This is a genomic window from Piscinibacter sp. (assembly GCF_047600445.1).
Classification (GTDB): Bacteria; Pseudomonadota; Gammaproteobacteria; order Burkholderiales; family Burkholderiaceae_C; genus Piscinibacter.
Genome location: NZ_JASGKT010000002.1, coordinates 902,769 through 925,283 on the forward strand (window position 1 = coordinate 902,769; position 22,515 = coordinate 925,283).

The following is a 22,515-nucleotide window of genomic DNA, read 5'->3' on the forward strand; positions in this document are numbered from 1 at the left end:
CGGCATGCGGCTTGGCCCGCGTGACGCATGATAGGCAGAGGCGTTACGTGGGCCAAGCCGCATGCCGTGGCAGGTCCGGTTGAGCGAGAGGTTAGGCCTCGCCTGCAAGCGGTGCCTTTCGACCGCGTTTTGCCGTTCGCACAGGCTTGCCGTCTTCGAGGGTAGGCACGAGGAGATCTTCTAAGGTTAGTGGGGGAACTTGCAAGAGATGAGCCCACTTCTTGGTCGTCTCAACGATTGGCATCGCTGTTAACAGGCTCGGGTTTGGACTGCCATCCATGCAGGCAAGTTGCGTTAAATATAGCAGTGTGATAGGCGTGACCTCATCCTCTGGGTGTCCTGCAGCTCGTGCAAGTCTTCTTCGAATTTCCGTTGCGTCAGCTGAGAACTGTTTCTTCTGTGGGGCGGTCATCGCCTGGAGGAAGCGCAGGAGCGGGGTTGCGGTCTTCATGTGTTTTGGTTGAGCCTTGGCTTCTTAGATTTGTCCTGTGTAGTTCATGCCGAAAGCGTTGATGCTGCTGGAGCACTGCGCGGCCTTCGCTGCGAGGCCTAACGTTTGAGCTGAGGGGCGGGCGCCGGAAAGACGGCTTGGCCGCGAGGCGGATGATAGACAGTGAGCGCCTCGCGGCCAAGCTGGCTTGCCGGTGGCCGTCCCCTCGAGCGACCAGTTAGGCAGCGGGTTTTCTTGTGGCCGACAGCCAGGCTACGAGGCAGCGGTGTTGAGCAGCCTTGGCTGGCGCTGCAACCTTGCGAGAAGCCCCGGGGCGACTTGACTTGGTTGAGAGCACCACCAAAGCCACTTGATTGACGAAGGGCAAACTGCCGTTGCCAAGGACGCAGGGCTGGGGAAGCGAGCTTGGCCGAGGCGCTGGCCTTATGGCACCAACGGTGCCCAAGTTGCCAAAGCGCAAGACGATGAACCCTAGCGGTGAGTTCGTTGAAACGCGAGCCGCAACCGCTGCACACCCGATTTGCTGCTGCCGGCGCCCAGTGCAGCGACCGAGCTTTGGTATTCAGCAAAGCGACGAGTACCAACCGAACTGACCTGCTGCCTAACGTTTGAGCTGAGCCGCGGGCGCCGGTGTGGCGCTGGGCCCGCCGGATGGATGATGTACCACTCCAGGAGGCGGGCCAAATGCCATGCCGGTGCACGTCGGCTCCAGCGAAGGGTTAGGGCTCACTGGTTGCGTGACTCAGTGGTTGCGCAGCGCAAACGCGAGGAGCGTACCCCGGCGCCAGATGCGACCAGGCACGGCACAACGAGTTGCCTCAGACGGCTACTAAACCGTACCACCGCTTGAGGATGACTCAGGCGTATGCGCTGAACCGAGGGGTTTGTCTTGCTCGGCCGGAGCGAATGGCCCCTGAGTTTGCTGCCTGAGGTAGCGCTCGCCAGCGGGAGAGTTGAATGCCTTGTAGAGCTTGGCAAACGCCAGCACCAGGACGACCACCGCGCAAGCTATTGCGACCCACTGCATGGAATGGCTCATTGGTACTCTCCTTGGCTCTGGGGCGGATGATGCACGAAAGTTGGCCGGCTTGGGGCGCTGCTTGCCCGGCCTTCTGCCCGATGAACAGCCAAGCTCGGCGCGCTGCGCTGGCGCTGCTGCTGTGAGCCCTAACGTTTGAGCTGAGGGGCGGACGCCGGTGAGGCGGCTTGGCCGCGAGGCGGATGATAGACAGCCAGAGCCTCGCGGCCAAGCTGGCTTGCCGGTGGCCGTCCCCTCGAGCGACCAGTTAGGCAGCGGGTTTTCTGGTGACGGACAGCCAGGCTACCAGGCAGCGGTGTTGAGCAGCCTTGGCTGACGCTGCAACCTTGCGAGAAGCCCCGGGGCGACTTGACTTGGCTGAGAGCACCACCAAAGCCACTTGATTGACGAAGGGCAAGCTGCCGTTGCCAAGGACGCAGGGCTGGGGAGGCGAGCTTGGCCGAGGCGCTGGCCTTATGGCACCAACGGTGCCCAAGTTGCCAAAGCGCAAGACGATGAACCCTAGCGGTGAGTTCGTTGAAACGCGAACCGCAACCGCTGCACACCCGATTTGCTGCTGCCGGCGCCCAGTGCAGCGACCGAGCTTTGGTATTCAGCAAAGCGACGAGTACCAACCGAATCGGCCTGCTGCCTAACGTTTGAGCTGAGCCGCGGGCGCCGGTGTGGCGCTTGGCCCGCCGGATGGATGATGTACCACTCCAGGAGGCGGGCCAAGTGCCATGCCGGTGCACGTCGGCTCCAGCGAAGGGTTAGGCCTTGCTACGTGGCTGCAAGTGCGATGGCTGTGCCCGCGACGAGGAAGGCCCAAGCACCCAGCGTGACCAGCATGTTGCGACGCGACTCATGATGGGTGAGAAACAGATGCCCGAGCAGACTGGTGATGCCTGACATGCCGCCAGTAGCTGCGATTGCTAGGACAACGCCGAGGTAGACCAAGTGGAAGGCCCAAGGCAGCGACAGCCATGTATACGCTGCCACCCGCCCACTACCGAGCGCAAGAGCCAAGCCCAAGTACAGGGAAAGTTCGAACAGCGGGACGCAGAGGGCCACTGCAAGTGCTCTTGTGGCCAGGTTCTCGGTGTTGCCGGAATCGGGCTGAGTTCTCACGCGGGCTGCTTAGCTTGGCTGACGTTGTGAACTGCTCACAGCGCCGAATGCGCCTGAACTCCAGTTCCCAGGTAGGTCACTATGTGGCCTGCAAGGCCTAACGTTCGAGCTGAGCAGCACGCGGAGGCAGGCAGTGTAAGCCCGGGTTGAGACAATGTACGGAGTATCTCGGCCCGGGCTTATACTGCCTGCCGTAGCGCGTCGGCTCGAGCGAGTTGTTAGGCCTCACCTTGCGCTGCCGCTCTGATATTGGCATTTTCGTTCTTCTGCCTTCCATTGGCCACCGCTGTCTAGGCACCTGTCTTGGGCGATAAAGTCGCGCGCCAGCGAGTAGCCGTTCCATGCGGCCGTAGCAACTGCAACGGCGAGCGTGATGCCAAGGATTGTAGAAAGCCCGTACCACGCTATGCGGGCGATTGAGAACTCTTTGCCCTCAGCCCTTTTCTCGAAGTAGCGCGTACCTTGCTTCATACCTGGAAGCGACATGAAGAAATGTGCTGCCCCTTCGACGGCAGCGTTTGCCAAGAGGCCCATAGGCACGATGGCGACTGCCCACAAACACCACTTCACCAAGCCTTCAGGCTGCAACAACATCAGGGCAACCGCTGCAGCGATACCACCCGCGAGCCAGAGCCACAGCAGAAGGAGGAGTTTGCGGGGCATGAGCGGCGGGGTTTGGATTGTGAGGCCTAACGTTGGAGCTGAGCCGCGTGCGCCGGTGTGGCGCTTGGCCCGCGAGGCGGATGATAAGAACCAGAGCCTCGCGGGCCAAGTGCCATGCCGGTGCACGTCGGCTCCAGCGAAGGGTTAGGCCGCGCTTTTCGTTTGGCTGCTCAACAATTGACTGCACTTGCGGGAGGCTTACTTCGTAAGCGGGCGCCCCCAAGGCGTGCAGGCTTGAGGTGCTGGCACAGTAGGGCTATGGCAGCACGCGGCGGCTACTCATAGATCTTGCCACAGTAGAGAAACACAGCAAACCTTTTCCACGAATTGGATGGATCGAGTCCTTGCGTGAGACCGAAGTTGGTTGATTCGGCCCAAGCTGATGCAGCCCCGAGGAAGGCTTCTATCGTTCGGTTTTCCCAGCCGTTTGCGCCTGGACCGTACGGACTTGATGGGGACGGGCGTTCCTTCTCGTCCTCCTCGATCCTGTCGAGCCGAAGGGCATTGACGAACGCAAGCAAAGTAGCTTCGTCTTTGACTAGATCAAGAAGATCGTGGGGATCGGTGGCCATGACTTCGAGCGCAGGCTGTGCGGCCTAACGTTTGAGCTGAGGGGCGGACGCCGGCAAGCCGGCTTGGCCGCGAGGCGGATGATAGACAGTGAGCGCCTCGCGGCCAAGCTGGCTTGCCGGTGGCCGTCCCCTCGAGCGACCAGTTAGGCAGCGGGTTTTCTGGTGACGGACAGCCAGGCTACCAGGCAGCGGTGTTGAGCAGCCTTGGCTGGCGCTGCAACCTTGCGAGAAGCCCCGTGGCGACTTGACTTGGTTGTGAGAGCACCACCAAAGCCACTTGATTGACGAAGGGCAAACTGCCGTTGCCAAGGACGCAGGGCTGGGGAAGCGAGCTTGGCCGAGGCGCTGGCCTTATGGCACCAACGGTGCCCAAGTTGCCAAAGCGCAAGACGATGAACCCTAGCGGTGAGTTCGTTGAAACGCGAACCGCAACCGCTGCACACCCGATTTGCTGCTGCCGGCACCCAGTGCAGCGACCGAGCTTTGGTATTCAGCAACGCGACGAGTACCAACCGAATCGGCCTGCTGCCTAACGTTTGAGCTGAGGGGCGGCCACCGGCAAGCCGGCTTGGCCGCGAGGCGGATGATGGACAGCGAGCGCAACGCGGCCAGGGACGGCTGCCGTAGCACGTCAGCTCGAGCGAAGGGTTAGGCCGCACTTCGCGACTCAGCCAACGCCTTGAGTTTGGCTAGCGTGACCGGAAGCCCCGAGTTCAACTGCTTGGTGAGCATGCCGCCCAGGAAGATGGTGAGCGGCCCGGAGAAGGTAACCCTGTGGATGACCTCGGTCAGCCCTTGCTCGGGTACCAGTTCGTGCTCGAACACCATGCGAAACAGCGGGATCTTCGACTCGACCGTGAAGTGGCTGTCGCGAACCGCGTGCGTAAGGACCATTGGAACGGTGTTGCCCTTGGTAGGCGTGAGCCGGCCCCGGCTTCCAACCTCAAACGGGCCTTCAAGGAAGGCAACCTTCGTGTCAGGATCCCAGGTGTGCCAGTTCTGCACGTCCTCGTAGATGCGGAAGATGACCTCAGGGGCGGCAGAGACCTTGATGCGATGTTCGACTTGCATGGACCAAGAAGAGTGTGAAGACACCCCGTTCAACGCACCGCTGCCGCAAGGGCGGACAGGCGGGCTTGTGCGGCCTAACGTTTGAGCTGAGGGGCGGACGCCGGTGAGCCGGCTTGGCCGCGAGGCGGATGATAGACAGCAAGAGCCTCGCGGCCAAGGCGGCTTGCCGGTGGCCGTCCACTCCAGCGAAGGGTTAGGCGTCGTTGCGGGACTCAAGCGATGTGCGTGACCTCACCCGGCACCTGAACCCAGGAGTGCATGCGCTCCTCGTAGACGGAGAAGGAGGGCGCTGGAAAGGAGGGATCGGCGAATGCCCCGACGGGGATGGCGACGAACTCCTCGAGCCCGAACATTGTGTAGTACACCGTGGCACCGCAGTGCGGACAGAAGCCGAAGGTGACGTGTGTTCCTTCGTCCCCCACGCGGACAAACTGAGTGACGTTGCCGCTGATAGCAACGGCTGCCTTGGGGAAGCGTGCCTGAGCGCCAAACACACTGCCTGTGCGACGCTGACAAGCCAGGCAGTGGCAAACGGATACGCGAACTGGTTCTGAAGTGACCAGTGCTCGCAATTGACCGCAGCTACAAGAGGCAGTGCGCTGAGTCATACGGCTGTTGGGGTTGGTTTGCGACGCCTAACGTTTGAGCTGAGCCGCGGGCGCCGGTATGGCGCTTGGCCCGCCGGATGGATGATGTACCACTCCAGGAGGCGGGCCAAGTGCCATGCCGGCGCACGTCGGCTCCAGCGAAGGGTTAGGCCGCATTCCTTAGGGCGCAGGCGATCTACTGTTTAGAACAGATGACACCTTAGCGCCGAAGCAGCGAACCCAAGTACCTAAGGATCTGGGCTACGCCTTCGCGCTTAAGCTCGACGTAGACGGGGTAAAGGTAGACGACGGCAACGAGTGCCGGTGGTATGAGCAAATGACGGTACTTGTAAGGGTGATCGCTATCGAACGACATCCAAGCAAGTGCGCAGCCCAACAGGAAGGCGCAAGCCGCAAGTACGTGGAGACGGCGCAGCCTAGAAACAAGGTCGTCTTTTCCGTCGAGCTTGCTCAGCCGATTGCCAAGGTAAAGCATCGTCGCCGCGATTGCCGAATACACGGCGATCATTCCGAAAACGACAAGCGCGATGGTGACGGGTGCTTCGTTCATGCGGCCTAACGTTTGAGCTGAGCGGCCGGAAGCGGCGAGGTGCTTGGGCCGCGAGGCGCAGCATAAGCCTGAGCGCCTCGCGGCCCAAGTGCCTTGCCGGTGGAGGTCCGCTCGAGCGAAGGGTTAGGCGTCACCGCTCATCCTGGAAAGCAGCGTCGTAGAGCGACTTGAAGACAGTGTCCTGGTTCTCGTCGATGTACTTGGCGAGTGCAGAGTCAATGGATTGAACGAGGTCGCTACGATTCCAGAGGATCGCCCAGATCGCCAGTTCGACGGGAGTGCCCCGATGCCTGCCGTTTGAGAGGTCATCGGAATAGGCTCGATATGCTTGGCCGACCAAGGCGAAGTCATGTGGGTCCGGCATCTGATGCGCCAGCAGGCGGTTCTCCGGCGCCGAGAGATCGACCGACTTGTCGAGTCGGTCGAGCCCTTGCTCGTGCAGCTTCGACATGTCCTTGCCGTAGGTTGTGACGAACGCCCGCGCGACCGTTTCCTTCATTTCCCACTTCTCAGTCATGTATGACAGAAAGTCGGCCGAGTGATCTGGGGTTCGATCTTGGCGATTGCCATCCACGTCAAGCGGGACGATCTCCGGCTTGTACGAGAAGCGTGGCGCGTTGGGATCAGGTGGGAGGCAATACAAGGTTCCACCACAGCTGTGCCGCAAGCTAACGCAGTTTCCACTGTCATCAAATTGCAGAGGGACTGTCCCGTCAGACCCGCAGGCCAAGCACCTTGGACCGGACTTACGAACCTTGGTTACTCGTATAAGCCCGTTCAGGCGTTGGACTTCAGCGTCTTCGTCGTTCGAGTTGCCTCCAAGCGCTCGGTCAATGGCGCCGAAGAGTCCCCTGGGGCGGCGAGAGTTGATGGCATGCAGCTCGGATTGCAGTTGTTGAGCATCGAGACGTTGCTCGATGTCTCTTATGCCATTGCATCGCCTACACCAACCGAACTCGCGGTGGCCATCGACAGTGGAGCCGTCGGCAAGCATGTAGCGCAGCGTTACTGAGCGGCGCTGTAGCACGCCCTCGAAGTCGCAGCCGTGGCAGCGAATTTGACCGGCCGGGGCGGACATGAGTTCTCCTGTGTGACGCCTAACGTTGGAGTTAACCGGACCGCAGCGGCATGCGCCCTGGCCCGCGCGGCGCATGATAAACAAAGGCGTTGCGCGGGCCAGGGCGCATGCCGCTGCGGGTCCGGTTGAACGACTTGTTAGGCCTCGCTCGGCGGTAGGGCATACGTGACCTTGGTGCCGTCTATCTCAATGACCCCCTCGGATTGGAGGTGCCGCAGAAGTGCGACAAGCTCCTCCTCTGAGAGTTGCTTCTGGAAGATGGAGTTGACCGTGCTCGTCAGGGTCTTGAGGGTACGCGGCTTGGATGCTCCACGTTGTTGAAGGTTGGCAATGACAACACTTGCTTTGTCTGGAACGGACTTGGAGTTGCTGGCCTTGAGCAGCGGAATGTCAGCGATCGACTTCGATCTGCCTGCGAAAATCTTTCGATCCTTGAGGTGCTGGATCAGCGGGTCGAATCCGGTGTCCTTGGAGATGATGTGAAAGAAGGCGCTGGCGTCCTGGGCTGCGAGGTTGCCGATGTAGAAGGCAATGTGGAAGTCCAGGGCGTTGGCTCCGTTACCTGCGATCTTTATGTACTGCGCGCGGTCGCCCAGCTTCTGAGTGGCGGAGGCGATTTCGAACGTGAGCTTGTTCTGGTTGGCGCCAACGAACAAGAGGACGCGAAAATGCTCTGCGTCGAGGCCAGCCAACGTGTCGGGCTGGACGTTCTCATAGTCGATCAGGACGTAGTTGGTTCGCACGGTCGGGCTGTTTGGATTCTGGCTGTTGGTTTTCGCGGCGTGAGCGTACTACGGAACACGGTTTGCGAGGCCTAACGTTTGAGCTGAGCCGCAAGCGCCGGTATGGTGCTTGGCCCGCTGGACGGATGATGAACCACTCCGGGAAGCGGGCCAAGTGCCATGCCGGTGCTTGTCGGCTCCAGCGAAGGGTTAGGCGTCACTCGGCACCCCGCGCTCTTCTAGAAATTGCTTGATACGTTGCCGGAAGTTCTCGTGCGGCGCTCGCTGACTTGCACGCTCAAGTACTTGAGTTGCTTCGACGTGCCGACCGAGCCTGTCGAGACACCAGGCATGGCTCTCACAGTACCAAACGGAATCAAGCTCCGCATACAAGTTCACTAGGGTTGGTAAGGTGGACATCCGGCGGAGTAGATCCAGCCCTGTATTGGAGAATACCTCCCTGACTTGAGAGAAGAGGGCCGTTGTGTCGGCGCCGTACTCTATGGTCCACCGTTGCCTCCCTTCGACGTGCAAGCTCAATCCAATGCACATCAATCGCCGGTTGGGAGGTAGCGAAGCATGAGTAACACACAAGTCAAGCCCGAAGTGAATCGGGCCACAAGGCGAAGCAGGGCCGGACTCTAGGGTTACTGACGTCACCAGACCGTCATCGGCCTGCCGTTCACTGCGCCGTCCCTTCTTGCGAAACCCAGCGGGCTTAAGCCACTGCTTGTGAAGCTCGCTGAACAAGGTATCTCGCGGGTCGGTCATGTTCTGTGTGACGCCTAACGTGTTTTGTCCCCCACTTTGCCACACCCACCAACAAGTTCCTTCATCTATCCACCTCTTCCCTCAGCAATTGTTCCTGCGACACCGCGATCCGGTGCGCCAGCCCCAGGCTCAGCACGTCGTGCCGCGCCAGCTTCCACAGCCCGGTCTTCGCGTCGAACCAGGCGCCGCGGCGCAGGGCTTCGCGGCGTAGCCGGGTTTCGCCGTCGCGCAGCTTGAAGGCGACGATCTGGTCGCCGCGCTTGCGCACCATCGTGCGCTCGACGATCAGCTCGATCGTGGTCAGCCGCTCCTCCCCGCTGCCGCTCGTGCGGTAGCGCACGCACACCAGCCGGTCGCCGTGCAGGCGCATCAGGCGCACCGCGCCGCGCTCGCCGGGTTGCATGGTCTTGCTCACGTGCCACCACCCGCGTTGGGGGTGCTTGTCGTTTCGGCGTGGCGGCGGCGACATGACTTCTCGCTCCATTTTGTGGATACTGTACAAAAACACAGTTTCGAAAGCAAGCCGTGAGCCCCACCCCAGACGTGACGCCTGCTCCCGCCCCAGCCACCGCCCCTCGTCTGCTCGACCTCCTGCGCACCCAGGTCCGCGCGCAGCACTACAGCCTGCGCACCGAGCAGGCCTATGTGCACTGGGTGCGCGGCTTCATCCGTTTCCACGGCCTGCGCCATCCGGCCGAGCTGTCGGGCGCGGAGGTCGAGGCCTTCCTGTCCTGGCTGGCCGTCGAGCGCCGGGTCGCGCCGGCCACGCACCGGCAGGCCTTGTCGGCGCTGCTGTTCCTCTACCGCAGGGTGCTCGGCCAGCACCTGCCGTGGATGGACGAGATCGGCCGCCCGCAGCGTCCGCCGCGCCTGCCGGTGGTGATGTCGCGCGACGAGGTGGCGCGCCTGCTCGCCGCGCTCGCGCCCTGGCCGGTGCCGCAGCTCTTCGCCCAGTTGCTCTACGGCACCGGCCTGCGCCTGATGGAAGGGCTGCGCCTGCGCGTGAAGGACATCGACTTCGAGCGCCGCGCCATCGTCGTGCGCGAGGGCAAGGGCGGCAAGGATCGTGTCGTGATGCTGCCGGCCGCGCTCGAGGCGCCGCTGCGCGCGCAGCTCGCCCGGGCGCATCGCCAGTGGGAGGCCGACCGCGCCGCCGGCGTCGCCGGTGTGCACCTGCCGCATGCCCTGGCGCGCAAGTACCCGCGCGCGGCCGAATCCTGGGCCTGGTTCTGGGTCTTCCCGCAGGCCGCGCTGTCCGTCGATCCGCGCGCGCAGGCGCACCCGCCACAACCGCCACAACCGCGCCGCCATCACCTCGGCGAGCAGTCGGTGCAGCGCGCCTTCAAGCAGGCGCTGCGCGAGGCCGGCCTGGCCGACAAGCCCGCCACGCCGCACACGCTGCGCCATTCCTTCGCGACGCACCTGCTGCAGTCGGGCTACGACATCCGCACCGTGCAGGAATTGCTGGGCCATGCCGACGTCAGCACCACGATGATCTACACCCACGTGCTCAAGCTCGGCGGCGGCGCGGTGCGCAGCCCGCTCGACCAGCTCCTGCGCGAGCCCGCCCCGCCGTGTTACCCGCCGACACCCGCCGCCCGGTAGCCGCCGCGGCACCCGGCGGCCGGCCCGGCCTGCCGGGCTATGCCGAGCTGCATTGCCGCAGCAGCTTCAGCTTCCTCACCGGCGCCTCGCAGCCCGGCGAGCTGGTGCAGCGCGCCTGGGCGCTCGGTTACGCGGCCCTGGCGATCACCGACGAATGTTCGCTGGCCGGCGTGGTGCGCGCGCACCTGGAGATCGAAGGCGAACGGGCGCGGCTGCACGACGGTGGCGGCGGCGAAGCGCGCCCGCCGCACCCGCTGCCGCGCCTGATCGTCGGCGCCGAGATGCGGCTGTCGTGCGGCACCCGCCTGGTCGTGCTCGCGCAGTCGCGGCGCGGCTACGGCAACCTGTCGCACTGGATCACGCTGGCGCGCCGGCGCGCGGCCAAGGGGCAGTACCTCGCGCATGCGCGGGATGTCGAAGGCCGCGAGCCGACCGCGCCCTTTCTCGCCGGCCTGCCGGGCTGTTTCGTGCTGCTGGTGCCCGATGCCGCGCAGGGCGCCGAGGGCGTCGAGGCGCTGCTCGAACGCGCGCGCTGGCTGAAGGCCTGGTTCGACGACGGCGCGCGCGCCGCGATCGCCTTCGAGCGGCTGCTGCATCCCGGGGAGGACGCGCTGCGCGCCGATGTGCAGCACGCCGCGCGGGCCAGCGGCCTGCGCATCGTCGCCGCCGGCGACGTGCTGATGCACCTGCGCTCGCGCAAGGCGCTGCAGGACACGCTCACCGCCGTGCGCCTGAAGCGTCCGCTGGCCGAATGCGGCGCGGCGCTCGCGCCCAACGCCGAGCAGCACCTGCGGTCGCGCACGCGGCTGGCGCGCCTGTACGAGCCCGGGTGGCTGCAGGCCACGCTGGACGTGGCCGATACCTGCCGCTTCTCGCTGGCCGAGCTGCGCTACGAATACCCGCAGGAGCTGGTGCCGCCCGGGCACACGCCGGCCAGCCACCTGCGCGCCTTGGTCGAGGCGGGTTTCCCGGGGCGCTTCCCGCCCGAGCGCTTCGGCGCCGCCGAGCGCGAGGCGCACCGCCGCCAGATCGAGCACGAGCTGGCGCTGATCGGCCGGCTCGAATACGAGCCTTATTTCCTCACCGTCGCCGACATCGTGCGCTGGGCGCGCGAGCAGGGCATCCTGTGCCAGGGCCGCGGCAGCGCGGCCAACTCGCTGGTGTGCTACTGCCTGGGCGTCACCGAGGTCGAGCCGGGCCAGGCCAGGCTGCTGTTCGAGCGCTTCATCAGCGCCGAGCGCCGCGAGCCGCCCGACATCGACATCGACTTCGAGCACCAGCGCCGCGAGCAGGTCATCCAGTACGTCTACCGCAAGTACGGCCGCCACCGCGCCGCGCTGACGGCCGTGGTGATCAGCTACCGCCCGCGCAGCGCGCTGCGCGACGCCGGCCGCGCGCTGGGCATCGACGAGCAGCGCATCGCCGCGGTCGCCAAGGGGCAGCAGTGGTTCGACGGCCGCGGCGTCGCCGCCGAGCGGCTGCGCGAGAACGGCTTCGACCCGGCCTCGCCGGTGGTGCGCCAGTGGGTCGCGCTGACGCAGCAGTTGATCGGCTTCCCGCGCCACCTCTCGCAGCACCCCGGCGGCTTCGTCATCGCGCGCGACCAGATCGAGCAGCTCGTGCCGGTGGAGAACGCCGCGATGCACGGCCGCTCGGTGGTGCAGTGGGACAAGGACGACCTCGACGCGCTCGGGCTGATCAAGGTCGACATCCTCGCGCTGGGCATGTTGAGCGCGCTGCGGCGCAGCTACGAGCTGATCGGCCGCAAGCTCGGCCATCCGTTCGATGCGCAGCGGATCCCGCAGGACGACGGCGACACCTACGACATGATCTGCGCCGCCGACACCATCGGCGTGTTCCAGATCGAGAGCCGCGCGCAGATGAGCATGCTGCCGCGCCTGAAGCCGCGCTGCTACTACGACCTGGTGGTCGAGGTGGCGATCGTGCGGCCCGGGCCGATCCAGGGCGGCATGGTGCATCCGTACCTGAAGAACCGCGAGCTGGAGAACGGGCAGATCGACTACCCCGAGGCGCTGCGCCCGGCGCTCGAGCGCACGCGGGGCGTGCCGATCTTCCAGGAGCAGGTGATGCAGATCGCGATGATCGCCGCCGACTTCACCCCCGGCGAGGCCGACGCGCTGCGCCGCGCGATGGCGGCCTGGAAGCGCAAGGGCGGGCTGGGGCCGTTCCACCAGCGGCTGGTCGGCCGCATGGTCGAGAAGGGTTACGACCCCGGGTTCTCCGAGCGCATCTTCAAGCAGATGGAAGGTTTCGGCGAATACGGCTTCCCCGAGAGCCACGCCGCCGGCTTCGCGCAGCTCGCCTACGCCAGCAGTTGGATCAAATGCCACCACCCCGACGTTTTTCTCGCCGCGCTGCTGAACAGCCAGCCGCTGGGCTTTTACGCGCCGGCGCAACTGGTGCGCGACGCGCGCGCGCACGGCGTCGAGGTGCGGCCGGTGGACGTGCAGCGCAGCGAGGTGGAGACGGTGCTCGAAGGGCGCATCGACGCGGCGGGCGAGGCCCTGCTGCCGGTGCGCCTGGGGCTGGACCGCATCGGCGGCCTGGGCGCGGCCGCCGCGCAGCGCATCGCCGCGGCGCGCCGCGCGGGCGGCCTCTTCACCGGCATCGAAGACCTGGCGCGCCGCGCCGAACTCGATGCGCCGGCCTTGCAGGCATTGGCCCGGGCCGATGCCCTGCGCGCGCTGGCCGGCCACCGCCACCAGGCCGCCTGGGGCGTGGCCGGCGTCGACACGCGCCCCACCGCGCTGCTGCGCGCCACGCGCCTGCGCGAGGGGCCGCAGGAGGTGGCGCTCGCGCCGCCCAGCGAGGTGCAGGACATGCTGGCCGACTACCGCAGCGTCGGCCTGACGCTGAAGCGCCACCCGATCGCGCTGCTGCGCGAGCAGCTCGCGCGCTTCAAGGTGCAGCCCGCGGCCGTGCTGAAGACCTACCCCGACGGCCGCCTGGCGCGTGCCAGCGGCATCGTCACGCACCGCCAGCGCCCCGAGACCGCCAAGGACACCACCTTCGTCACGCTCGAAGACGAAACCGGCGTCGTCAACGTGATCGTCTGGCCGCGGGTCTTCGAGGCGCACCGCCGCGAACTGCTGGGCACGCGGCTGCTCACCGTCTACGGCCGCTGGCAGCGCGAGGGCGAGGTGATGCACCTCGTCGCGATGAAGCTGGTCGACCACAGCCCGCTGCTGGCCGGGCTCGTCGCGAAGAGCCGCGACTTCCATTGAGCCGCGTTGCACCGACAATCCGCGCATGCTGTTTCTTCTCTCCCCCGCCAAGCGCCTCGACTACGAAACCCCCGTGCCGCCCGAGGTGGCCGCGCTCGCCACCACGCCGCAGCGCATGGGCGATGCCGCCGAGCTGATCGCGCTGATGAAGGCCAGGACGCCCGCGCAGGTGGCGCGGCTGATGGACCTCTCCGACGAACTCGCCGCGCTCAACGTGGCGCGCTACGCGGCCTGGTCCCGGCGCAACACGGCGAAGAACAGCCGCCCGGCCGTGCTCGCTTTTGCCGGCGACGTCTACGAAGGTTTGCAGGCCGACACGCTGACGCCCGACGAGCTTGCCTGGGCGCAGCGGCACGTCGTCATCCTCTCGGGCCTGTACGGCCACCTGCGACCGCTCGACAGGCTGCAGCCCTACCGGCTCGAGATGGGCACGGCGCTGGCCACCGGACGCGGGCGCGACCTCTACGCCTTCTGGGGCGATGCGATCGCCGAACACCTCGACCGCCTGCAGCGCGGCGAGCGTGCGCCGGTGGTCGTCAACCTCGCCTCGCAGGAGTATTCGCGCGCCGCGCTGCGCCCGGCGCTGAAGGCGAGGGTGGTCGAGTGCGTGTTCGAGGAAGGCAAGGGCGGCGGCCAGTACCGCATCGTCAGCTTCTTCGCGAAGAAGGCGCGCGGCACGATGGCGCGCTTCGCGATTCGGCACCGCATCGAATCGCCCGACGCGCTGCGCGACTTCGACGAAGACGGCTACGCCTTCGCGCCGAAGGCGTCGGGCGAAAACCGGCTGGTGTTCCGCAGGCGCGGCGCGTGACGGCGCTCAGCGCCGCGCGTCGAACACCAGGCAGGTGGTCGTGGCGTGCGCGTACAGCTTGCCGTCCGGCCCGACGAGCCGGCCCTCGGCGGTGGCCACCTGGTTGCCGCCGTGCACCACGCGCCCTTCGGCGCGCACCAGCGGCACCTTGTCGGTCAGCGCGCGCACGATGTTGAGCTTCAGCTCCAGCGTCGTGTAGGCCTTGCCGGCCGGCAGCGTGGAGTGCACCGCGCAGCCCACCGCCGAATCGAGCAGCGTCGCGAACCAGCCGCCGTGCACCGTGCCCAGCGGGTTGTAGTGCGCGAAGCCCGGCCGGCCCTGGAACACCGCGCAGCCGGGCTCGATGTGCACCAGCACGAAGTCGAGCGTCGCGCCGATCGGCGCCGCCGGCAGGCGGCCGGCGAGCATGGCCTCGAACACCTGCATGCCCGACAGCCCCGCCACCTGCTCGGGCCGCGCCACGCCGATCTCGCCGCGCCGCGCCAGCGCCGCGTCGGCCTCCTCGCGCCAGCGCGCCAGCGTGGCCTCGGCATCGTGGGTCTTGTGCATCGTCACTCCTTCAAGTTGCATCTACAACAATTGTAGATACAATAATCAGCATGAGCGAAGCCGTCAAGCCGCGGGGCTGCACCAACCTGAAGCTGCGCCAGCTCGGGCGCGCCGTCACGCGCCACTACGACGCCTACGTCGCGCCCACCGGGCTGAAGAACTCGCAGTACTCGCTGCTCTCGCACGTGGTGCTGCTCGGGCCGATCCGCCCCGGCGAGCTGGCCGCGCGCATGAAGCTCGACGCCTCCACGCTGACGCGCAACCTGCAGCCGCTGATCGCCGCCGGCTGGGTGGCGCAAGGCCCCGGCGACGACGCGCGCAGCCGCTCGGTGGCGGCCACCGAGGCCGGCCGCGCCAAGCGCGCCGAGGCGCAGCGCGCCTGGAAGCAGGCCCAGCTCGCGCTCAACGCCCGCCTGGGCAACGGGCGCGTGGCGCGGCTGCACGCGCTGCTCGACGACTGCCTGGCCCTGGTCGACACGGCGGTCGACGATGCATGACGCCGCGCGTCGCGGCGGCGGCCCGGCCGCTCAGCCGCCGCGTGTCGCGGCCACGCCCGGCACCACGTCGTCGCCGTAGGCGGCCTTCCAGCGCGCGCTCAGGCGCTCGCTGGCGTCGAGCCGCGTGCCGGGCAGGCCGTCGTCGGCATGCCAGTTCGCCACGCGCGACTCGATCGCGAAGTGCGACACCGGCCGGATGCGCGCCGGCTCGTCCAGGCTGCCCACCGACAGGTCCATGCGCTGCGAATCGACATAGGCGAAGGTCAGCGGCGTGCCGCATTCCGGGCAGAAGCCGCGCCGCGCGAAGCGCGACGAGGCGTGGTACTTCGGTTCCTCGCCGAGCCAGCGCACCGCGGCCTGCGGCACGTTGATGAAGGTGGCGCGCGTGTTGCCGAAGGCGAGCTGGCACATGCGGCAGTGGCAGTAGTAGCCCTCGTCGGACTCGGGCTGCACTTCGTAGCGGACGCGGCCGCACAGGCAGCCGCCTTGCAGGGTCATCGTCGTTGCGGCCATGCGAACGCTCCTTTGCGGGATCAGACGGTGTAGTTGAGCGCCCGCCGCCCGCCGTCGGCATAGACGATCTCGCCGGTCAGGTAGCTGGCGGCGTCGCTGAGCAGGAAGGCCACCACCTCGGCGATCTCGGCCGGCTCGCCGAGCCGGCGCAGCGGCGTGCGGCTGAGGATGCGCGCTCGGGCCTCCTCGCTGCCCAGCACGGCGGCCTGGGCCAGTTCGGTGGCGATGGTGCCCGGCGCCACCGCGTTGACGCGGATGCCGCGCCCGGCCAGCGCGAGCGCCATCACGCGCGTGAGCTGGTCGACGCCGCCCTTGCTGACGTTGTAGCTGGCGATGCTCGGGATCGCCATCACGCCGTTGACCGAGCTCATGTTGACGATGGCGCCGCCGCCGGCCGCGGCCATGTGGCGCGCCACCGCCTGCGCCACCAGGAAGGCGCCCTTGAGGTTGACGCCGAGCACGGCGTCCCAGTCGGCCTCGCTGATGTCGAGGAAGTCGGCGGCCTTGAAGATGCCGGCGTTGTTGACCAGCGCGTGCACCCGCGGCAGCGCCGCCAGCGTGGCGGCGAGCGCGGCGTCGACCTCGGCCTTGTTCGCCACGTCGCAGCGCACGAACAGCGCCTGCGCGCCCTGGTCGCGCAGCGCGGCGGCGAGCGCCTCGCCGCGCGCGGCGGCGATGTCCCACAGCGCCACCGCCACGCCGCCGGCCGCGAGGCGGCGCGCGCAGGCTTCGCCTATGCCCTGCGCCGCGCCGGTGACGATCGCGGCGCGGCCGGCCAGCGCGAAATCGACGCCGCTCATGCCGCCGCCTCCCGGTCGAGCCAGACGGCGATGCCTTGCGCGTTCAGCGTCACGTCCATGCCCAGCAGTTGCATCGTCTCGTCTTCGCCGAGGCGGCAGCCGCGCGCCGCGGCGATGGCCAGGTACTCGTCGCGCAGCGCGCGCTCCAGCGCGGCGTGGCGGTCGGGTGCGCTTTTCAGCGCGCGGCCGATCGCCACCAGGCGGTCGAGCTGTTCCAGCAGGCTCGCACCCAGGCGCTGCACGTCGCGCACGCGGCCGTAGTGCGTCAGGTACATGCACTCGGGCCGGTACGACAGCAGCCGCTGCACCGATTCGCGCAGCCGGTCGGGCTCGAACTGCACCGGCGTCGTGGTCGGCAGCAGCCACGGGCCCTGCGCGGTGTCGAACTCGCGGTAGCTCAGGCCGAAGGTGTCGCCGGTGAAGAAGCCCTTGGTGCGCGCGTCCCACACGCAGTGGTGGTGGCGCGCGTGGCCGGGCGTGTCGATCAACTGCAGCGGCCGGCCGGCCAGCTCGATGGTCATGCCGTCGCACGATTCGCGCACGCGCGCCGCATCCACGCCGACGATGCTGCCGTAGGAGCGCGCGATCTCCGCCTCGCCGTACACCGCGGTGGCGCCGGCCACCAGCGCCGAGGGGTCGATCATGTGGCGCGCGCCGCGCGGATGCACGATGGCCTTGGCGCGCGGCAGGCTGCGCATCAGCAGGCCGACGCCGCCGGCGTGGTCGAGGTGCACGTGGGTCGGGATCACGTAGTCGACGGCGTCGCGCGCCAGGCCCAGCGCCTCCAGCGCGGCCAGCAGGCGCGGCACGCCGAAGTTGGTGCCGCTGTCGACGAAGGCCGCGCGGCCGTTCTCGACGACCAGGTAGGCGGCATCGAACAGCGGGCGATGGAAGCCGGTGTCGATGGCGACGATGCCGTCGCCGAGATCCTGGGCGAAGGAGGGAAGGGCGGCCATGAAGAGGGATTCTAGGCAGCGCCGCTTCGCGCCGCGCCGGGAGTTCCGCTATCGTCCCGGGTCATGGCCCGTGTTTCCATCCTCGCCGCCGCGCTGGCCGGGGCGCTGCTCGCCGGCTGCGTCAACATGAACAGCCCGAGCGTGCTCGCGCCGGGCGCGAGCGCCGAGGCGATCCGCGCCCGGCTCGGCGAGCCGACCGGCCGCTATGCGATGCCGGGCGGCGGCACGCGCCTGGAGTACGCGCGCGGCCCCTACGGCCGCCAGACCTGGATGCTCGACGTCGATGCCGGCGGCGCGCTGCTCAAGGCGACGCAGGTGCTGAACGAAGCCACCTTCCACACCATCAAGGCCGGCATGACGCGCGACGATGTGCTGCGCACCATCGGCCGGCCGGGCAGCCTGGGTTACGTCGGCTGGCAGAAGCAGACGGTGTGGAACTACCGCTACGACAGCCCGTTCTGCCAGTGGTTCATGGTCGGGCTGAGCCAGTCCGGCATCGTCGAGGACACCGCCTTCGGCCCCGACCCGCTGTGCGACGACGACAGCCATTCGCTGCAGGGCGTGCTGCGCCTGCGCTGAGCCTCATGAGCACCCCGACCACGCTGTACGGCATTCCCAACTGCGACACCGTCAAGAAGGCGCGCGCCTGGCTCGCCGCGCGCGGCGTCGAGGTCGTCTTCCACGACTACAAGAAGCAGGGCGTGCCCGAGGCCGCGCTGCGCGGCTGGGTGAAGGCGCTCGGCTGGGAGGCGCTGCTCAATCGCAAGGGCACGACGTGGCGCAAGCTGGAGCCGGCGCGCCAGGCGGCCGTCGGCGACGCCGCCGGCGCGATCGCGCTGATGCTCGAACAGCCGAGCGTGATCCGCCGTCCGGTGCTGGTCAGGGGCGACACGCTGCGCGTCGGCTTCGATGCCGGCGAGTGGGCGAAGCTCTTTCCCTGAAGCTCACAGCTTCAGCTCGAACTCGGCCTGAGCCACCACCTCGCCGTTGATGCGCAGGTCGACCGCATGCCGCCCGGCGTGGTAGCGCCGCGTGCTGATCTCGCGCATCACGTGCCGCTTGGCAAGGCTGCGCGATTCGCCCGCCGCCAGCGTGAGCGCCCAGCCCTTGAACACCTTGGGCGTTCGTTCGCCGTTGGCCTTCACGTGGTGTACCGCGTAGTCGATCACCAGCGGCTGCGCGCGCCGCGCGGTCGATTGCAGCGCGAGCTTCATCTCCAGGCTGTTGCCGAGTTGCAGCGTCTTCGGCGCGATGGTGAGCGCCGCCGTGCCCGCGAAGCGGCGGCCCAGCCCCCAGGCCTTCAGCATGCGCGCGTCACCTTGCTTGATCAGCGTGCGGCTGGCGTGCTTGAGCAGCGCGCGGCGTTCGGGCGGCGCATCCGGCAGGTGGCGCAGCACCCAGTCCACCACGAGGGCCGGATGGTCCTTGGCGATGTCGTTGAGGTGGTTGGCCACGCTGCGCCGCACGTACTCGCTGGGGTCGTCGAGCAGCGCTTCGAGCAGCGGCAGCGTGGGCGAGGGGTCGGCGACCAGGCCATCGAGCCGCTGCCCCCAGGGCAGGCGCGGCCGGCTGCCTTCGCTGGCCAGGCGGCGCACGTGCGGGCTGGGGTCGCGTGTCCAGCGCATCAGCGTGGCGTAGGCGAGTTCGGGCCGCGCGACGATGAAGGGCCGCAGCGCCCATTCGGCGGTGAAGCGCTGCGTCAGCGCATGCAGGCAGCGCAGCGAGCGTTCGGGTGAAGCCAGGCCGCGCGCCGCGACAAATTCGGTCAGCGGCCAGATCGGCCAGCCGGCCAGGCCGGTGTCGCCGCTGCGCAAATCGCCCAGGGCCTCGTCGCCGCGCACCGGCCGCAAAGAGGCTTCGATGATGCTCGCCGCGGCGTCGAAGTCGGCCGGCAGCGTGGCTTCCAGCGCGGCGCCGAGGTGGCGGGCGCGCGCCTTGAATTCGAGCGCCTCCAGGCCGTTCAGCGCCAGCGCCTCGAAGCGCGCGCCGTCGAAGCGCTTCCAGGCGCGCGCCAGGTGGCGGCGCAGGCTGCGCACGCTGCCGGGGTCGAGCAGGTTCTTGAACGGCTCGGCCATCGCCGCCGGCTCAGGCCGCGATCAACTGCCTGAGCACGTAGGGCAGGATGCCGCCGTGCAGGTAGTAGTCGACCTCGATCGGCGTGTCGATGCGCAGCGTCAGTGCCACCCGCTGCGTCGAGCCGTCGGCGCGGTGGATGGTCATCGAGGCGTCGGCCTGCGCGCGGATCTGATCGCCCAGCGCGATGTCGATCCGCTCGTCGCCCTTCAGCTCCAGGCTCTGCCACGAATCGCCCGGCTTGAACTGCAGCGGCAGCACGCCCATGCCGACGAGGTTGCTGCGGTGGATGCGCTCGAAGCTTTTGGCGACGACCGCCTCGATGCCCAGCAGTTGCGTGCCCTTGGCGGCCCAGTCGCGCGACGAGCCGGTGCCGTATTCCTCGCCGCCGAAGATCACCGTCGGCGTGCCGGCGGCGATGTAGCGCATCGCCGCGTCGTAGATCGGCAGCTTCTCGCCGGTGGGCTGCAGCAGCGTCAGTCCGCCTTCCTCGCGCGAACCGTCGGGCAGCGGCGGCAGCATCAGGTTCTTGATGCGCACGTTGGCGAAGGTGCCGCGCATCATCACCTCGTGGTTGCCGCGCCGCGAGCCGTAGCTGTTGAACTCCAGCTTGGGCACGCCGTGCGCCTTGAGCCACTGGCCGGCCGGGGAACTCTCCTTGATGGAGCCGGCCGGCGAGATGTGGTCGGTGGTGATCGAGTCGCCGAACAGCGCCATGATGCGCGCGCCGGTGATGCTCGTGCCCACCGGCTCGGGCACCGCGCTGAAGCGGTCGAAGAAGGGCGGCCGGGCGATGTAGGTCGAGGTCGGCCAGTCGTAGACCTGGCCGGTGGTACCGCGGATCGCCTTCCACAAGGCGCCGGGCTGCTTGTTCACCTTGTCGTAGTTGGCCTTGAAGGCGGCGCCGTCCATCGCATGCTTCATCAGCGCGTGGATCTCGGAGGGCGTGGGCCAGATGTCGCCCAGCCAGACCGCGCGGCCGTCGGCGTCGACGCCCACCGGCTCGGTCATCAGGTCGCGCAGCACGGTGCCGGCGATCGCGTAGGCCACCACCAGTGGCGGGCTGGCGAGGAAGTTGGCCTTCAGGTTCGGGTGGATGCGCGCCTCGAAGTTGCGGTTGCCCGACAGCACGGCGGCGCAGACGAGGTCGTTGCCGGTGATCGCCTCGTTGATCTCGGGCGCCAGGTCGCCGGCATTGCCGATGCAGGTGGTGCAGCCGTAGCCGGCGAGGTAGAAGCCGAGCTTTTCCAGGTAGGGCAGCAGGCCGGCTTTCTGCAGGTATTCGGTGACGATGCGCGAGCCCGGCGCCAGCGAGGTCTTGACGTGCGGCTTGACGCTCAAGCCCGCCTGCACCGCCTTCTTCGCCAGCAGCCCGGCGGCCAGCAGCACGCCGGGGTTGCTGGTGTTGGTGCAGGAGGTGATCGCGGCGATCAGCACGTCGCCGTTCTTCAGCGCCAGGCCGCCGCGCGTCGTGAAGGTTTGGTCGAGCTTGGCCGCCGGCTGGTTGAAGCCGTTGTCCGCGGCGCCCGCGCTGAACAGCGCGGCGAACTGCTTCTTGACTTGGCCGATCTCGATGCGGTCCTGCGGGCGCTTCGGCCCGGCCAGGCTGGGCGCGACGCTGCCGAGGTCCAGCCGGACCACCGCGCTGTAGTCGATCTCGCCGGGCCGGGGCACGCCGAACAGGCCCTGCCCGCGGAAGTAGGCCTCGAAGGATTCGATCTCCCGCGGCGTGCGCCCGGTGCCCTCGAAGTAGTCCAGCGTGCGCTCGTCCACCGGGAAGAAACCCATCGTCGCGCCGTATTCGGGCGCCATGTTGGCGATGGTCGCGCGGTCGGGCACCGACAGGCTTCTCGTGCCCTCGCCGAAGAACTCGACGAACTTGCCGACGACCTTGTGCTTGCGCAACAGCTCGGTGACGGTGAGCACCAGGTCGGTGGCGGTCACGCCCTCGCGCAGCCGGCCGCTCAGCTCGAAGCCGACCACGTCGGGCGTCAGGAAGTAGACCGGCTGGCCGAGCATGCCGGCCTCGGCCTCGATGCCGCCCACGCCCCAGCCGACCACGCCGATGCCGTTGATCATCGTCGTGTGGCTGTCGGTGCCGACCAGCGTGTCGGGGTAGCACACGCCGTCGGCGCGGCGGTGGATGCCGCGCGCCAGGTACTCGAGGTTCACCTGGTGCACGATGCCGAAGCCCGGCGGCACGACGCCGAAGGTGTCGAAGGCCTGCATGCCCCACTTCATGAACTCGTAGCGCTCGCGGTTGCGCTCGAACTCGAGCTTCATGTTCAGGTCGAGCGCATCGGGCGTGCCGTAGTGGTCGACCATCACCGAATGGTCGACCACCAGGTCCACCGGCACCAGCGGCTCGATGGTCTTGGGGTTGCGGCCCATCGCGGCGGCCACGTTGCGCATCGCCGCCAGGTCGGCCAGCAGCGGCACGCCGGTGAAGTCCTGCAGCACCACGCGCGCGACGACGAAGGGGATCTCCTCGCTGCGTTCGGCGTTCGGCTGCCAGTTCGCCAGTTGCGCGACGTGCTCGGCGGTGATCTTGCGGCCGTCGCAGTGGCGCAGCACGGCTTCGAGCACGATGCGGATCGACACCGGCAGGCGCGCGACCGAGGGGAACTGTTTGGCCAGCGCCGGCAGCGAGTGGAAGCGGCCCTCGTGGCCGGAAGCGGTGCGGAAGCGCTGGAGCGTCGAGGCGAAGGGATGCGCGGCCATGATCGATGGTGAGCGAGTGGCTGAGGGCACTACGCTAGCGCCAATCGCTTGCCTTCGCTACCGCTTGGGGTAAGTACGTTGGGTGAGTCGGGTTGGAGCGGCAAAGGGCCGTC

At 67.6% G+C, this 22,515-nt stretch carries 22 protein-coding genes; 7 read left to right on the top strand and 15 right to left on the bottom strand.

The features are described 5' to 3' along the window. Positions 1-2,249 precede the first annotated feature (2,249 nt). The 7 genes from QM792_RS08410 to QM792_RS08440 form a co-directional block, all read right to left on the bottom strand. Complete coding sequence (locus QM792_RS08410) at positions 2,250-2,597, bottom strand: hypothetical protein (RefSeq protein ID WP_415149151.1); 348 nt, start codon at positions 2,595-2,597, stop codon at positions 2,250-2,252. A gap of 225 nt (positions 2,598-2,822) precedes the next feature. Then, complete coding sequence (locus tag QM792_RS08415; protein WP_415149153.1) at positions 2,823-3,260, bottom strand: hypothetical protein; 438 nt, start codon at positions 3,258-3,260, stop codon at positions 2,823-2,825. A 275-nt stretch (positions 3,261-3,535) separates the two neighbouring features. Then, positions 3,536-3,832, bottom strand: a complete 297-nt coding sequence (locus QM792_RS08420) for a hypothetical protein (RefSeq protein WP_415149155.1) — start codon at positions 3,830-3,832, stop codon at positions 3,536-3,538. Positions 3,833-4,480: 648 nt separating this feature from the next. Further along, positions 4,481-4,903, bottom strand: a complete 423-nt coding sequence (locus tag QM792_RS08425) for an SRPBCC family protein (RefSeq protein ID WP_415149157.1) — start codon at positions 4,901-4,903, stop codon at positions 4,481-4,483. A gap of 212 nt (positions 4,904-5,115) precedes the next feature. After that, positions 5,116-5,511, bottom strand: a complete 396-nt coding sequence (locus QM792_RS08430) for a GFA family protein (protein ID WP_415149159.1) — start codon at positions 5,509-5,511, stop codon at positions 5,116-5,118. A gap of 199 nt (positions 5,512-5,710) precedes the next feature. Further along, entirely contained in the window at positions 5,711-6,061 is a 351-nt protein-coding gene (locus tag QM792_RS08435) for a hypothetical protein (protein WP_415149160.1), read from the bottom strand. 130 nt (positions 6,062-6,191) lie between these two features. Further along, a complete protein-coding gene (locus QM792_RS08440) occupies positions 6,192-6,560 on the bottom strand; it encodes a hypothetical protein (protein ID WP_415149162.1) in 369 nt (122 codons plus the stop codon). Positions 6,561-6,845: 285 nt separating this feature from the next. On the opposite strand from QM792_RS08440, the gene QM792_RS08445 reads away from it, so the two are divergent. Next, entirely contained in the window at positions 6,846-7,073 is a 228-nt protein-coding gene (locus QM792_RS08445; RefSeq protein ID WP_415149164.1) for a hypothetical protein, read from the top strand. 203 nt (positions 7,074-7,276) lie between these two features. Here QM792_RS08445 and QM792_RS08450 read toward each other — a convergent pair whose 3' ends face one another. Together QM792_RS08450 and QM792_RS08455 are read right to left on the bottom strand one after the other, a co-directional pair. After that, entirely contained in the window at positions 7,277-7,882 is a 606-nt protein-coding gene (locus tag QM792_RS08450; protein ID WP_415149166.1) for a PIN domain-containing protein, read from the bottom strand. Positions 7,883-8,693: 811 nt separating this feature from the next. Next, positions 8,694-9,047 (bottom strand): hypothetical protein, encoded by a 354-nt coding sequence (locus QM792_RS08455; RefSeq protein ID WP_415149168.1) that lies wholly within the window; start codon positions 9,045-9,047, stop codon positions 8,694-8,696. Between the two features lie 128 nt (positions 9,048-9,175). Here QM792_RS08455 and QM792_RS08460 point away from each other — a divergent pair, with 128 nt between their 5' ends. Genes QM792_RS08460 through yaaA form a run of 3 tightly spaced genes read left to right on the top strand, consistent with a single transcriptional unit; the run spans position 9,176 to position 14,293 of the window. Continuing rightward, positions 9,176-10,237, top strand: coding sequence for an integron integrase (locus QM792_RS08460; protein ID WP_415151600.1), 1,062 nt, complete (start codon positions 9,176-9,178; stop codon positions 10,235-10,237). Beyond that, positions 10,207-13,482, top strand: coding sequence for an error-prone DNA polymerase (locus tag QM792_RS08465; RefSeq protein WP_415149170.1), 3,276 nt, complete (start codon positions 10,207-10,209; stop codon positions 13,480-13,482). Before QM792_RS08460 ends, QM792_RS08465 begins: the two co-directional genes overlap by 31 nt. A 25-nt stretch (positions 13,483-13,507) precedes the next feature. Next, positions 13,508-14,293 (top strand): peroxide stress protein YaaA, encoded by a 786-nt coding sequence (gene yaaA, locus QM792_RS08470; protein ID WP_415149172.1) that lies wholly within the window; start codon positions 13,508-13,510, stop codon positions 14,291-14,293. A gap of 6 nt (positions 14,294-14,299) precedes the next feature. Here the strand turns inward: yaaA and QM792_RS08475 are convergent, their stop codons facing one another. Beyond that, positions 14,300-14,842, bottom strand: a complete 543-nt coding sequence (locus tag QM792_RS08475) for a PaaI family thioesterase (RefSeq protein ID WP_415149174.1) — start codon at positions 14,840-14,842, stop codon at positions 14,300-14,302. Positions 14,843-14,892: 50 nt separating this feature from the next. Here QM792_RS08475 and QM792_RS08480 point away from each other — a divergent pair, with 50 nt between their 5' ends. Continuing rightward, a complete protein-coding gene (locus tag QM792_RS08480; protein WP_415149176.1) occupies positions 14,893-15,339 on the top strand; it encodes a MarR family winged helix-turn-helix transcriptional regulator in 447 nt (148 codons plus the stop codon). Positions 15,340-15,369: 30 nt separating this feature from the next. On the opposite strand, the gene QM792_RS08485 is transcribed toward QM792_RS08480, so the two are convergent. The 3 genes from QM792_RS08485 to QM792_RS08495 are packed head-to-tail and all read right to left on the bottom strand — an operon-like array spanning position 15,370 to position 17,608. Further along, entirely contained in the window at positions 15,370-15,852 is a 483-nt protein-coding gene (locus QM792_RS08485; protein ID WP_415149178.1) for a GFA family protein, read from the bottom strand. Positions 15,853-15,872: 20 nt separating this feature from the next. After that, positions 15,873-16,652: an SDR family NAD(P)-dependent oxidoreductase gene (locus QM792_RS08490; RefSeq protein ID WP_415149179.1), complete on the bottom strand. Its 780-nt coding sequence runs from the start codon at positions 16,650-16,652 to the stop codon at positions 15,873-15,875. Then, entirely contained in the window at positions 16,649-17,608 is a 960-nt protein-coding gene (locus QM792_RS08495; protein ID WP_415149181.1) for an MBL fold metallo-hydrolase, read from the bottom strand. The genes QM792_RS08490 and QM792_RS08495 overlap by 4 nt, the downstream gene beginning before the upstream one ends. Positions 17,609-17,671: 63 nt before the next feature. Here QM792_RS08495 and QM792_RS08500 point away from each other — a divergent pair, with 63 nt between their 5' ends. Then, a complete protein-coding gene (locus QM792_RS08500; RefSeq protein WP_415149182.1) occupies positions 17,672-18,187 on the top strand; it encodes a hypothetical protein in 516 nt (171 codons plus the stop codon). 5 nt (positions 18,188-18,192) lie between these two features. Then, positions 18,193-18,549 carry an ArsC family reductase gene (locus tag QM792_RS08505; protein ID WP_415149184.1) on the top strand — a complete coding sequence of 119 codons (357 nt, stop codon included), beginning with the start codon at positions 18,193-18,195 and terminating at the stop codon, positions 18,547-18,549. Between the two features lie 3 nt (positions 18,550-18,552). Here QM792_RS08505 and QM792_RS08510 read toward each other — a convergent pair whose 3' ends face one another. Further along, entirely contained in the window at positions 18,553-19,683 is a 1,131-nt protein-coding gene (locus QM792_RS08510; RefSeq protein WP_415149186.1) for a DNA alkylation repair protein, read from the bottom strand. A 10-nt stretch (positions 19,684-19,693) separates the two neighbouring features. Further along, the gene (gene acnA, locus QM792_RS08515) at positions 19,694-22,402 is read right to left on the bottom strand and encodes an aconitate hydratase AcnA (RefSeq protein ID WP_415149187.1); all 2,709 of its coding nucleotides are present in this window, start codon (positions 22,400-22,402) and stop codon (positions 19,694-19,696) included. Positions 22,403-22,515: the final 113 nt, after the last annotated feature.